Genomic DNA, 12,560 nt, shown 5'->3' on the forward strand with positions numbered 1-12,560 from the left:
ATTAACGAATTGATTATGAGTAGCACGCATAAATTTTCCAATGCAGCCCGCGGCCCCGGAGGGAGCCGCCCTCATGATCAATGATCGGACCACTGCGTCGGCCCTGACTGGGCGTCACGTCCGACCAGCCGGTTCATGTGTAGGGATAGTCGTGGATCCAGGAGAGGCCTCCGAGGTCGAGGTGGGAGCGAGTGCGGGTGACGGCGACATAGGCGAGGCGGGCCTCGCTGTCGTCGATGGGTCCGGGTACGGCCTGGCCGACGGCGTCCTGCTGGTCGGTGTCCTTGGGCGGGGTGAAATCATCCGCGATCTTCACACGAGCCCATTCACGGCCTTTGGCTTTGTGGGCGGTCGATACGGTCACCTGGGCGTGCTGTTCGGGCACGAGTTGAGTCACGGCGGCGAGGATGGCATCGGTGCCATGCGTGTCGACGAGGTCGACCAGGGGCTGAAGGTCGCGTCCGGCCGGGTCGTGGACAGCGTAGTCCTGCAGTTCGCCCCAAGAGGGGAACAGGATCAGTTCGGGGTGGGTGGTACGGCGGCCGTCTTTCAAGTCGCGCGCAGCCAGGGCCAGGGCGCGCAGGCTGTCTCCTCCCCCGACCAGCGCGACCCTGTATCCGGTGGTCATCAGGTCCATGACGTGGGCCATGGCGCCGACGTTGGTGCGGCACAGCACCGCGTCGGGCCGGGCGAGGGGGCCGAGTTCGGTGGGCACGGCGGGGGTGCCGGTCAGGCGGAGGGGGGCGTCGGCCAGGTGCAGCCACCGGTTTGCTTCCGCGGCGAGGAGGGGGCCGAAGCGGAAGGACTGGGACAGGGTCAGCTGGGTGCCGTCGAAGCCGGTCATGACGTCCTTGGCGCCGCGCCAGTGGTAGATGGCCTGGGCGGAGTCGCCGACCATGACGAGCTGGGCGTGGTCGCGCTGGCTGAGGAAGACCTGTTCGACGACGGGGTTGGTGTCCTGGGCCTCGTCCAGGAGCAGGAAGTCGGTCTGGATGCGCGGCCGGGTGAGGGCCCAGATCTTCAGGTAGTGGTCGTGCTCGAAGCGGACGGCGCCGTCGTCCGGGTGTTGCAGGTCGACCCAGGCCTTGCGGGCGAACGGCACGATGTGCGCGGCGAGTTGGGCGTGCAGGTCGGTATGTTCCAGGCCGCGCAGTGGGGGCACGTGATGGCGAGTGATGGCCTCGTCCGCGGTGTGGCAGAAGCGGGTGACGGTGCGCAGCGTAGCGTTGGAGAGGGCCTTTTGGGTGACCTCGCAGTCGCCGATGCGGATGGCTTTGGTGATGCCGAGGGCTTGTCCGGTCTGCCAGGCCGGACGGCGCGGCGCGTTCAGGCGGCGGGTGTAGCGGTGGCCGACGGCCGCGTAGGCCAGGGCGTGCGCGGTCTTGCACTGGACGGTGTGGGGGAAGCGGGCGGTGGCGTCCTGGGCGATGGCCCGGTTGAAGGCGAGGTAGCGGCCGTAGCGGCCGCGGCGGGTGGTTGTGTGGGCGAGGAGGGCGAGGGTGGTGGTCTTCCCGGTCCCTGCGCCGGCCTGCAGGGCGAGGTGGTCGCCGGCCTGGAAGGCGTCGGCTGCTGCCGCCTGTTCGTGGGTCGGTTTCATCGTGTGGGCCTCTCGGGGAGCCGGGTGAGTGCGTGCCCGACGGCGGAGAGCAGGTGGGCGGGGGTGGTGTGGGTCAGGAGTTCGCGCACCGCGCGGTCGAGGCGGTCGGTCTCCTGGTCTGCGTGCTGGGCCAGGGCCCGGTGCAGGGCCAGTTCCACGAAGCGTTCAGGGCTCTGGTGCACGCGGCAGGCGGCAGCCTTGAGGACGGCGTGGGCGGCGGCCGGGAAGGCGACGTTAAGGAGCACCTTGTGGTCGGCGTCCGGGTAGTGCGTGGTGATCACGTCGATGGGCAGCAGTGCCCCGAGCCGGTGGCGCAGCCTGCGGGCGGCCTGGTGAGAGGTCTTGGCGTGCACGAGGGCCATGAGGCGGGTGGCGTTGTGGTTGGCGGCGAGTGGCAGTACGCGGGCGGCATCGCGGAGTTCGGCCTGGGCAAGGGGGCGGGTGAGCACGATTTCCAGGGCGTGGTGCGGCATCGTCATCCCCTCCCCTGTCGGCGGGTCTGAAGGTGGGGCAGTCGGGTGTGGATGTGTGCCGCGTGCAGGAGGGGGTCGAAGGGCTGCCATCCGGCCAGGGCGAGTTCGGCGGCGCCGGATGCGGCGTGTGCGGGGCAGCGTTGGGCGCGCCAGCGCAACTGTTCGCTGTAGGGGAGCTGGCCAAGGTCGTAGACGGCCATCAGGCCTTCGGGCAGGGCGAGTTGGCCGTGCTGCACTGTGGCCGGCAGCAGTCTCCAGGTCCCGGCCGGGCCGATGGAAGCAGGGACGGTGCGAGTGCAGCGGTGGCGGTGGCGTGTCTGGGCCACGCAGCGGAGGTTCGTGAGGGGGCGTTCGGCGAGGTAGCGGCAGAGCAGCATCTGTACGACGGGGCGGTCGGGTTCGCCGGTGTCGGCATCAGTGGCGGTGGCGGGTTGTGTGCTGGCGGCCGGGGCCGGGGTGAAGACGCCGGTGTCGATCACGCGGCGGGTACGGACGGCGAGTTGGCGTCGGATCGCCTCGAGGCCCGGGGCGGTGTGGCGGGTGAGGGTGCGGCGGGGGCAGAGCAGGGCGTGCGGGATGCGGCACCAGCCGCTGCCGTCACCGTGCGGGTGGGCGATGCCGCCGCTCAGGTGCCAGCGGCAGGACTCGGGGACGTCGGCGGCGGCCAGTTCGGCCGGGTGCAGGGCGACGGGCCGCTCGTTGGTGCGCTGGTAGAGGTCAATACGGTTGCCGCACTGGCGGCAGAGACGGCTCTGGCCGGCGCGCAGCAGGCGGCTGGGACTGGTGCCGGCCACCCGCAGGGGTCGGGGGCGGCGGGTGACGCGAGGGCTGCCGTCCCAGTGGCGGCCGGCGGGGGTGGGAGTGGGGCACATGGCGAGGACCGTGCCAGGCGACACGCGGCCCGGGGTGCCGCGGCGGCCGGTATGTCCTCCGGTCGGCCCAGCCGGAGGGAACGGGCGTGCGGGCCAACGGTCTTGTGTTCTATGCCTGCTCGCCGGTTCGGGTGATTTGCGGCGGGGTCCGCGAAGGGCGCGCCAGCAGGTCAGGGGCCTTGTGCGCCGGGCGGGGTGTGGTCGTCGCAGAGGGGGGCCAGCAGGTGCTCGATGGGTACGTCGAAGGCGTGGGCGAGGGCGTGCCAGGTGGTGACGCTGCCGGTGGTGCGGCCGTGTTCGAGGTCGATGAGGGTGCGGCGGGCCAGGCCGCTGCGGCCTGCGATTTCGTCGAAAGTCCAGTCGCGCTCGCCCCGCAGGCGCGCCAGCGTGACGCGCAGCGCGGTGAGGTCGGGGTCGGGCGGCAAGATCGTCACCCCACCATCCGACGGTGCAGGACCCTGCCCTGTCAGTGCAGACCTCTGCACTATCTGGCGAGGCGGGAGTGACATTCACAGTGCAGAGATCTGCACTACCGTGCGTTCGTTCCGGCCCTCAGAGACCGGGCACCGACCGCCGCGGCACGGACAGAGGGGAGGACGACCAGCAGATGAGGCTTGCGCGTGCGCATACAACGGTGCGGCGCATCTGGACCGTGGAGCTGCGTCCGCAGGCAGGCGGCCCCACGCTTGTCTGCCCCTCCTGCACCGCCCACACCTCTCCCCTCACAGCCTCCTCCGCGCGGTCCGCCGCGCTGGCACATCTGGCCTGCCACGCCCGCGCCGACGCGCTGCCGGTGTACCTGCGCAGCTGTCAGTGCCGGGCACAGGGATGTTCGTGGCATCCGCGTCACCGCGGATGCGACGGGCCGGTACGTCTTGCCCTCACCCGCGACCGCGGCGGCCGCACCTGGCGCCTCGCCGACGCCTGCACGGCCTGCGCGGGAGCGACCAGTCATACCTCCGTGGTGCCGGACACCCTGCTCGGCACCATCCGGCCGCACCCCTCCCCCGGACCTCCGCCCCCTGCCCGCGTCGGACTCTGCCCGGGGCCCGACGAGCAGGTACGCGTGCGGGAGATGCTCACCTACCTCGGCGCCGCACTGCCCCGCTTCACCTCCCCCGCCGCCCGGCTACTGGGCCTGCAGTGCGCCCTGCGCACCGACACCCGCGGCCATGTCCGCCTGCCGGCGGGGCTGCTGCGCGGCATGCGCCTGCGCGGGCACCGGGACCTGTGGCAGGAACTGGCCCACGCCGGCTGGCTGGAGCCGCCGGATGCCAGATCTGCTCCCGTGCAGCTGCGGCTGCTCGATGCCGCGGTCCTGGACCAGGCGCCCGGCCGCCTCGCCCGCCGGCGCGCCGCCCACTGGGCGCTGCACCCCGCCCCACTGGCCCTGCCCACGGCACCGCCCGCCCTGCGACTGACCGCCCTGGCCCTGGCCGCACACACCTCCGCCAACACCGAACACAGCACCGACCTGGACACCCTCGCCCGCCTGTGTGGGCACTCCCAGCAGCAGACCGGAGAACTCCTCGACCGGCTGGTGACAACAGGCACCCTGACAACCTGGCACCACAACCGGGAGACCCACGAGGCAGCCTGGCAACTGCCCCAGCCCCCGCGCACGAACCCGCCCTGCAACAGGGCTCCAAAGGCACCAGACAGAGTGGTTCTGACCTCCGCGGCGAACAGCGGACGCCACTCGAGAGGAACAACCGGTTCCGCCCGTCCGTAGTATCTCTACACCAAGGCATTTTGCGGCACATGCAGCGTCCGCACGCCGGTACAGCGCATGGAGCACTGCCCGGTTCGAGACCGCTCGCCTGGATTACTGCCGTACACCGAGGAAAGGCCAGCACCATGTCCGAGAGCACGACTGTCGCCACGGGACTGACATCCCAGTACATCGCCCAGGTGGCGAGCGACCTCGAAAGCAACACAAAGGAACAGGAACGCATCGGCGCGGAGATCGAGGCGTTGCAGGAGCAGTTGGGTGCTCTGCAGCACGACCACAGCGTGCTGGTGAACATGCAGCAGGCACTCGGTGTCATCCGCGAACCGGATGAGCCCTCGACCACGGCCGAGAGCACCACAGTGCCCTCTTTCCCGCAGAGGACTGAGGCCGCACCCTCCAGCAAGCGCCGGTCACGGAAGACCACGGTCCCGCAGGAAACGGCGGCCAAGAAGCCTGCCACGCCCAAGGCTGGTACGCCGAAGGCCCGGCCCACTCTGGTGGAACTCATCCGCCGTCACCTCACCGAGCAGGGCGAGCCGCGCTCCGCTGCGGAAATCTCCACCGCGCTCGGCCAGGCTCATCCCGAGCGCGGCATCAAGACCAAGGTCGTCCGCGTCACTCTCGAAGGACTCGTGGCCAAGAGCCAGGCCCAGCGCACCAAGCAGGGCGCCTCTGTCTACTACACCGCCCCCGACGCGACGGAACCGACAACTGCGCCCGCAACCGAGGAACAGCCCGGAGGCACCGACCGCTGAAGCCACGGGGCAGCGACCGCGCACCACCAAGGTCAGTATCCGCCGCCCCACCAGGCGCTCACGGTCTGAATCAACAAGTCCTGGAAGTACGGAGCGCGTGTCTCGCGAACCGGTACCCCACTAGTCAGTGGGCCTCGTCCGCGGGCTGCAGGCGCCCGATGTGGTGGGCCGCCTCGCTGCCCCGGCGGTAGGAACGGGGCGGACATTCCAGGCCCGGTCCTGGGTGCCGCGACCGGCACAAGGCCAGCGATGTGCGTGATGACCAGGCACGGAGTATCACCGTCATGGGCGTGCGCGAGGCGGCACTGCAGCATTGCGACTTCTCATTTAGCCGTCACCAGTAGTTCTCATCTGAGTGTCAAAGATCTTTACTGGTCAGATCGTGAAACTGGTGTCGTCGAATGAGAAGTCGCAGCCGGGCTGATGGAGAACAGGCGGCCCGCCGGGGCGGTCTCGGGCAGACGGACGGCGGCGCGGCGGGCTTCCACGGTCATCGCCAGAGCCTCGGTGCGGTGTCCGCCCCGGGCGGCGGTGTAGGCCAGGGTGCAGAGCATCTGGGCGTACGCCGATGTCGACGTCGGTGCGCAGTCCGGTGCTTTCCACGCCGGTAGCGGCTGTGGACATGAGGCGTTGGGCCTCTTCGTTGCGGTTCTGGTGGCGCAGTACGATCGCCAACTCCCGGGCCGCTGCCGCTGACGCCAGCGGGGAGCCGGACACTTCGGCCCACGTGCGGGCGCGGTCCGCGGTGAGGCGGGCCTGTTCGTAGGAGCCGAGCTTGCTCAGTACGGCGGCAGCGAGGCTGTAAACGGAGGAGAGCCGGGCCTGATCGAGTTCGCGGCGTGAGCGGGCGGCTGCATGTCCGTCGGCGATCAGTCCGGGCAGGGCAGCGAGCAGCCGCCGGTGGGTGCCTTTGTCGTACAGCTCGCGAGCTGTGGCCAGACGGGTGTCCAGCACCTTGCCCTCCGGCCCGCCCCGGAGACCACCACACCGTTCAACGTGCCATACATGCAGCCACCTTCCTGTCAGTGGCCGCTGCCATGCTGCCCCCATGACATGCCTTGCGTCCCTGACGCTTACCACGCAGGAACTGCACGCCCTGGACGCCGGAATGGGCATTCCCGGCCTGCTGGAAGAGGACGGCTTCTACCGCTGCGAATTACGGGGCCCCATCCCGGCCGTCACGTCGCCCTCGTCGACCCGCTGGCATGGGACGAGAACCCTCCAGTCCTCACCTACTGGCTGTGGTGGGACGCCGCCGGACATGCTCTGACCCATTCCTCGTCCTGCCCCGTCTGCCACCTGCCCGAAGGACACCCTGCCAACTCCGGCTGCACGCAAAACGCCCGCCAATGCACGGCCAAAACCGCCATCACCGAGACCGACCGGGCCATGCTCGAAGACCTCGACGACGCCGTACATCAGACAGAGACCAACCACCTCTGCCAGTACCAGACCGGCCACGAAGGAGAACACGTCTGCCTCGCCCAGAGCCAGGACCGCCCCGACAACACAAGCACCGCCTGGTGGGTGATCTGGCCCGCCCCCGCCTCCTCCTACCGCCTCGCGGCCCTGCCCGAATGCCCCGCCACAGCAGCCGACCTCAACGACGACAGCCTGTGCCTCCACCCCAAAGGCCACCCAGGCGACCACAGTTGGTAACCACACTCCGACGACGCCGGTCGTGAACTATCCGACCTGAAGCACACCAGGCGCAGCGACTGGACAGTCGCGAGACGTCGGGAATGCTGCCGCAGAACCGCCCCGGGTTCGGTAGAGATGGTATGCCCCGGTTCTGATGGAGTCGGGTTGCTGGACAATTGACGATCCAGCAGCCTTCGGAGGCCGTGATGCCCCGCAGCTATCCACCCGAGTTCCGCCGTAAGGTCCTCGATCTCGTCGCATCCGGAAGGAAGGTCGCCGAGGTCGCCCAGCTCCTCGGCATCAGTGACCAGACGATCTATGTCTGGCGCCGCCAACACCTCATCGATACGGGGCAGTTGCCCGGCACCAACAGCACCGACCAGTCCGAACTTACTGCGGCCTGCAAACGCATCGGCGAGCTGGAGGCCGAGTTGGCCATCCACCGCCGTGCTGCCGAGCTGCTGGGTGAGGTGACGTCCCCAAAAGGCGGTCCGAAGCCATCCGCGTGATGGCCGGTGAGCATCTGCCGGTGCAACTGGCCTGCCGGGTGCTGCACGTCGCCGAGTCCGGGTACTACGCCCGGCGGGACCGTCCGCCGTCGAACCGCCGGGTCAAGCACGCCTGGCTGACCGAGGCCATCGTGGGCATCCACACCGCCCCCCGCGGCACCTACGGCTCCCGACGGGTCCACGCCGAGCTCGGTCTGGGCCTGCGCATCCATGTCAGCCACGGCACCGTGGAGCTGCTGATGCAGCGCGCCGGCCTGCCCGGCAACCGGCGGCTCCGCGCCAAGCACGTCGCCCCGTCCGGCGCCGACCTGGTGGAGCGGAACTTCACCCGCCATGCCCGGGACCAGTTATGGGTCACCGACATCACCGAGCACCCCACCTTTGAGGGCAAGGTGTACTGCGCTGTCGTCCTGGACACGTTCTCGCGACGTGTCGTGGGCTGGTCGATCGACGCCTCGCCCACCGCGGCGCTGACCACGAACGCCCTGGCCATGGCCATCGGAAACCGCTCCCCGCGGCCGGGCAGCACCATCATCCACTCCGACCACGCAGTGCAGTTCGGGTCCCGGGCATTCACCCAACGCGCGAGGGCCTCCGGTCTGCTGCCCTCGATGGGTTCCATCGGGGACTGCGTGGACAACGCGATGATGGAGTCCTTCTGGGCCCGGGTCCAGGTCGAACTGCTCAACCGCAGACGGTGGCGCACCCGGTTGGAGCTGTCCACCGCGCTCTTCGAGTACCTGGAAATCTTCCACAACCGACAGCGCAGACACTCCGCACTGGGCATGCTCAGCCCGGCGGAGTACGAACTCCGCACCCCGCCAGTAGCCTGAAACCAAGCAACTCGACTCCACCCAACTCGGGGCAGTCCGTAGTCTCCATTCGAGCCGGGGCGGTTCAATTTGGGCACGTGTGGTGTGGTGGCTGATCTGGCATGTACACCGAGCGTTCCTGTGCGGTGAAGTTACGACCTATTGCGCGGCAGATCTTGCTGATTGCTGTGGTGGGTGTAGAGCTGTCCACGTTCCACCGGCGTACGGTCTGGTCTGTGCTGCCGGTGGTCAGGGTGCGGCCGTCCGGGCTGAACGCTACGGAGAGCACAGCGCCGGTGTGTCCAGCGAGCGTGACCCGTGTGACGCCGGTGGCTGTGTCCCACAGCCGCACCGTGTTGTCGTCGCTGCCGGTGGCCAGGGTGCGCCCGTCCGGACTGAATGCCAACGCGCCGGTCAGAGCGGTGTGGCCGGTCAGGCTTGCGCGGCTGTGGCCTGTGGCTGTGTCCCACAGTCGTACGGTGCGATCCTCGCTGCCGGTGGCCAGGGTGCGCCCGTCCGGGCTGAACGCTACGGAGAGCACAGCGCCGGTGTGTCCAGCGAACATGATCCGGGGGTCGCCGGTGGCTGTGTCCCACAGTCGCACGGTGTGATCCTCACCGGCGATGGCCAGGGTGCGGCTGTCCGGGCTGAACGCTACTGAGAACACAAGGCCGTGGTACGCGGGATGCTCCTTGCGGCTACGGCCGGTGGCGGCGTCCCACAGTTCCACTCCGCGGGCAGTGCTGGCGGTGGCCAGAGTGCGGCCGTCCGGGCTGAACGCCAGCCTTCGAGCGTCAGCGCTGTATCCGGCCAGACTGCTGCGGTAGCGGCCGGTGGCCGTGTTCCACAGCTTCACCCCGCCCTCGACCAGGTTTCCGGTGGCGAGGGTGCGCCCGTCCGGGCTGAAAGCCATGGAGGGCCCGGTGTCCTCGGCGGACCCGGGCAAGCGTGCGCGAAGACGGCCGGTGATCATGTTCCACAACCGCACTGCTCGATCACCGGTTCTTCCAGTGGCCAAGGTGCTGCCGCTTGGACTGAAAGCCACCGAGACAGTCTCCTTAGAGGGATCGGAGAAGAGGGTCCGGGATTGATGGGCCATCACGTCCCACAGTCGTACGGTGCGATCCTCGCTGCCGGTAGCCAGGGTGCGGCCGTCTGGACTGTATGCCAGCACACGGATAGGGCTGGTGTGTCCGGAAAAGCTCCTCTGGAGACGGCCGGTGTCCGTCTCCCACAAGCGGACACTGCCATCGAGGCTTCCGGCGGCGAGGGTGCGTCCGTCGGGACTGAGCACCAACGCGACGACCGGGTCGGTTGCCCCGGCAAGTTCCATGCGAGGACGGCCGACCCTTGCGTCCCACAATTTCACCCCGCCGTCGGAACTGCTCGCCAGGGTACGGCCGTCCGGACTGAACGCCAACGCGACGACCGGAGCGGTGTGTCTGGGCAGACTTCGGCGCAGACGGCCAGTGGCCGCGTCCCACAGCTCCGCTCTGCCGTCGAAGGCGCCGGTGGCCAGAGTGCGTCCGTCCGGACTGAACGCCAAGGAGCTCACGTCGTTGCTCTGCTCGGAGAGCCTCGCGCGGATGCGCCCGGTGCCGGTATCCCACAATTCCAACTTCTGGCCGACACTGCTGACGGCCAGGGTGTGTCCGTCGTTGCTGAACGCCATGGGACCTGAGTCAACGATCTGCTTGGCCAGCCGTTTGCGGGTACGGCCAGTGCTGGTGTCCCGCAGTTCCACCCCGTCGGGGCCGGCGATGGCCATGGTGCGTCCGTCCGGGGTGAACACCGCGGCGAGATCGGCGTCCCCTCCGGGCAGGTTCTTGCGGAGGCGGCCACTACGGGTGTCCCACAGCCGCATCGTGCCGTCGTTGTCGCCGGTGGCCAGGGTGCGCCCGTCCGGTTTGAACGCCACCGCGACTACAGGGCCAGGGTGCCCGGTGAGCCTGTGTCGGAGAGGTACAGCGGCGGCGGCGTAGAGGCTTTCCACGGCCTGGGAGGTCGGGCTGGTCCGGTAGGCCTGGATGGCCAGCAGTGAGGCGAGGTCGGAGTTGGTGCCGATAAGGGCGGCGGACTGCGCGGCAAACTGCCGGGACAGGGCAACCTTCCGGGCGGAATCGGCGGCCTGCCGCTGCTGGTCGCTGGTCCGGCTCTGCTGCCAGGCAACCAGGCCGGCGGTGAGGGCGAGGACGAGCAGGGCGGACAAGGCGGCATTGAGGGTGCGCAGGCGCCGGGTGGTACGCGCTGCGGCGTGCTCTTCCTGATCACGTGCGGTTGTGCTGGCGGTGAGGAAGTGGTGCTCCAGGGCGGTCAGATCTTCAGCAGGGCCGCTGCTGAAGCATTCCTCGGCAGCGACGAGACGACTTCCCCGGTACAGAGCCCCCGCGTCGTGGCCCAGTTCCTCCCAGGCTCGGGCGGCCTCGGTCAGTTTGCGGTGAGTGCGCAGGCGTTCACGGTCTTCGTCGATCCAGCCCCGCAGGCGGGGCCAGGCAGTCAGCAGGGCCTCATGAGCCAGATCGACGCTGCCGTCGTCGAGAATGAGCAGCCGCGTCTGGGCCAGAGCCTCCAACGCCTCGGCGGTCTCCTGCTGCCCGCCGGACGCAAGTTCCTCCCGGCCGGCGGGCCGGCGGGTGTCGGGAGTGCCCTCGCCGGGGGCGACCAGGCGCAGCAGCAGGCGGCGTGCCGCGGCGGCCTGGGCATCGGTGAACCAGCGGTAGACGTCCTCGGCGGTCTTGGCGACCGCGCCCTCCAGGCCTCCGGCAGCTTCGTAGCCGGTGAGGGTCATCGTCTTGCCACGGCGGCGGCGCCAGGTCTCCAGAAGCACGTGCGAAAGGAGCGGCAGTCCGCCTGGGGCGTCGGCGACCTCCTCCACCAGGCGGGCGGTGAGAGCGCGCTCCACGGTCAGTCCTTCGGCGGCGGCCGGTTTGACGATGGCTGCGCGCAGTTCCGTCGGACTCATCGGGCCGACCAGCAGGTTGGCGTCGCGCAACGCGTCGGCCAGGTCGCGGTGTTCGGCGCAACGGCCGTAGAAGTCGGCGCGCACCCCGATGAGGACCCTTAACCGGCTTGCGGGCTGGCGGGCGGTCAGGAGCAGGTCCAAGAAGCTGGTGCGTTCGGCCGGATCGTGGCAGAGGGTGAAGATCTCCTCGAACTGGTCGACGATCACGAACGTGTCCGGGCCCGGACTGCCTGGTTTGGTGTTGGCGGGATCGAGTGCGCGGGCGTGGGTGTGTGCCGGGTGCCGGCCGGGGGTGAGGATACGGATGGCGGCCGGGCGCAGGTCCGCGTCCTGGGTGTGCTGCAGAGCGGGGATCAGGCCGGCGCGCAGCAAGGAGGACTTTCCGCTGCCGGACGGGCCGAACACTGCAGCGAACCGCTGCCGGCGCATCAGGTCCAGCAGACCGGCGGTGAGTTCGTCACGGCCGAAGAACCGGCCGCTGTCGCCCGGCTCGAACCTGGCCAGCCCCCGGTACGGCGGCTCCCCGCCCTCCTCTTCTTCTCCCGGAGCCGAGGCGGCGACCTCGTCCACCGCCTGCTTCCACCGCGCCTCCCACTCCGCCGCGCCACCCCCGCACGCCTGTACATAGGCAAGGACCACCTGGAGCGTCGGCAACTGCTCACCGGCCGCGGCCTGCGACAGCGTCGTCACTCCGTACCCGGCCCGATCGGCCAGCACACGATAGGTCAGCACGCCCGCCTCGGCGCGCAGCTTGCGCAACTCGAATGCGAACCGCTGCACCGGACCCGCCCCCGGATCCACCGGCACTTCACGACGACCCGCCACGTCGCCCCCCTCAGCCGCACCCCGTACCAGCCCGGACGGCCAACCTACGCACCCCTCATACCCCCGCAAAGATCGCGTCCGGCCATTGTTTGGCCGTTGGGTCAGCCCTGCCGAACAATGCGCCGGCCGCTGAACTTGATGTCGCGGGGCCCGAGAAGCTCGGTCTGACGACGCACTGTCGGACGGTCACGGGGCTCGCACTTCAGGGGGGAGCGGGATCGGCCTCCACCGTGCAGAGATGACGGTGGAGGCCGATCCCCAGCACTCCTCGTAAAACAGGATCGGAAACACGCTCTCAAGTGCCAGCGGACTACGCCGATGCCCGGAGGACTCGGTCTGTCCAGTCGTCCGGACGCTGGTTCCGGCCCCGGCCGATGCCAAC

At 69.5% G+C, this 12,560-nt stretch carries 8 protein-coding genes and 2 pseudogenes; 4 read left to right on the forward strand and 6 right to left on the reverse strand.

Features of this window, described 5'->3' with window-relative positions:
- Window positions 1–133: 133 nt before the first annotated feature.
- From OH768_RS00175 to OH768_RS00190, 4 genes are all read right to left on the reverse strand, one after another.
- Entirely contained in the window at window positions 134–1,597 is a 1,464-nt protein-coding gene (locus OH768_RS00175) for a UvrD-helicase domain-containing protein (protein WP_406448735.1), read from the reverse strand.
- The gene (locus tag OH768_RS00180) at window positions 1,594–2,076 is read right to left on the reverse strand and encodes a hypothetical protein (RefSeq protein WP_406448737.1); all 483 of its coding nucleotides are present in this window, start codon (window positions 2,074–2,076) and stop codon (window positions 1,594–1,596) included. Before OH768_RS00180 ends, OH768_RS00175 begins: the two co-directional genes overlap by 4 nt.
- Window positions 2,073–2,942 (reverse strand): DUF6083 domain-containing protein, encoded by an 870-nt coding sequence (locus OH768_RS00185; protein ID WP_406448739.1) that lies wholly within the window; start codon window positions 2,940–2,942, stop codon window positions 2,073–2,075. The genes OH768_RS00180 and OH768_RS00185 overlap by 4 nt, the downstream gene beginning before the upstream one ends.
- Window positions 2,943–3,112: 170 nt before the next feature.
- Window positions 3,113–3,376, reverse strand: coding sequence for a helix-turn-helix transcriptional regulator (locus OH768_RS00190; protein WP_406448741.1), 264 nt, complete (start codon window positions 3,374–3,376; stop codon window positions 3,113–3,115).
- Between the two features lie 173 nt (window positions 3,377–3,549).
- On the opposite strand from OH768_RS00190, the gene OH768_RS00195 reads away from it, so the two are divergent.
- The gene (locus OH768_RS00195) at window positions 3,550–4,674 is read left to right on the forward strand and encodes a hypothetical protein (protein ID WP_406448743.1); all 1,125 of its coding nucleotides are present in this window, start codon (window positions 3,550–3,552) and stop codon (window positions 4,672–4,674) included.
- Between the two features lie 125 nt (window positions 4,675–4,799).
- The gene (locus OH768_RS00200) at window positions 4,800–5,429 is read left to right on the forward strand and encodes a hypothetical protein (protein ID WP_406448745.1); all 630 of its coding nucleotides are present in this window, start codon (window positions 4,800–4,802) and stop codon (window positions 5,427–5,429) included.
- Between the two features lie 410 nt (window positions 5,430–5,839).
- Here the strand turns inward: OH768_RS00200 and OH768_RS00205 are convergent.
- Window positions 5,840–6,380, reverse strand: a pseudogene (locus tag OH768_RS00205) (transcriptional regulator); the annotation flags it as partial.
- A gap of 438 nt (window positions 6,381–6,818) precedes the next feature.
- Here OH768_RS00205 and OH768_RS00210 point away from each other — a divergent pair.
- Together OH768_RS00210 and OH768_RS00215 are read left to right on the forward strand one after the other, a co-directional pair.
- Entirely contained in the window at window positions 6,819–7,088 is a 270-nt protein-coding gene (locus OH768_RS00210) for a hypothetical protein (protein WP_406448747.1), read from the forward strand.
- A 188-nt stretch (window positions 7,089–7,276) separates the two neighbouring features.
- A pseudogene (locus OH768_RS00215) lies at window positions 7,277–8,412 on the forward strand (IS3 family transposase).
- Between the two features lie 64 nt (window positions 8,413–8,476).
- Here the strand turns inward: OH768_RS00215 and OH768_RS00220 are convergent.
- Window positions 8,477–12,133 (reverse strand): hypothetical protein, encoded by a 3,657-nt coding sequence (locus tag OH768_RS00220; RefSeq protein ID WP_406448749.1) that lies wholly within the window; start codon window positions 12,131–12,133, stop codon window positions 8,477–8,479.
- Window positions 12,134–12,560: the final 427 nt, after the last annotated feature.

This window comes from Streptomyces sp. NBC_01622 (assembly GCF_045209635.1).
Lineage (GTDB): Bacteria > Actinomycetota > Actinomycetes > Streptomycetales > Streptomycetaceae > Streptomyces.

Bases quoted from the DNA above. Each gene is read 5' to 3' on its own strand.
- OH768_RS00195 (WP_406448743.1), top strand. From the start codon at position 3,550: ATGAGGCTTGCGCGTGCGCATACAACGGTGCGGCGCATCTGGACCGTG.
- OH768_RS00185 (WP_406448739.1), bottom strand. From the start codon at position 2,942: ATGTGCCCCACTCCCACCCCCGCCGGCCGCCACTGGGACGGCAGCCCT.
- OH768_RS00180 (WP_406448737.1), bottom strand. From the start codon at position 2,076: ATGACGATGCCGCACCACGCCCTGGAAATCGTGCTCACCCGCCCCCTT.
- OH768_RS00210 (WP_406448747.1), top strand. From the start codon at position 6,819: ATGCTCGAAGACCTCGACGACGCCGTACATCAGACAGAGACCAACCAC.
- OH768_RS00175 (WP_406448735.1), bottom strand. From the start codon at position 1,597: ATGAAACCGACCCACGAACAGGCGGCAGCAGCCGACGCCTTCCAGGCC.
- OH768_RS00200 (WP_406448745.1), top strand. From the start codon at position 4,800: ATGTCCGAGAGCACGACTGTCGCCACGGGACTGACATCCCAGTACATC.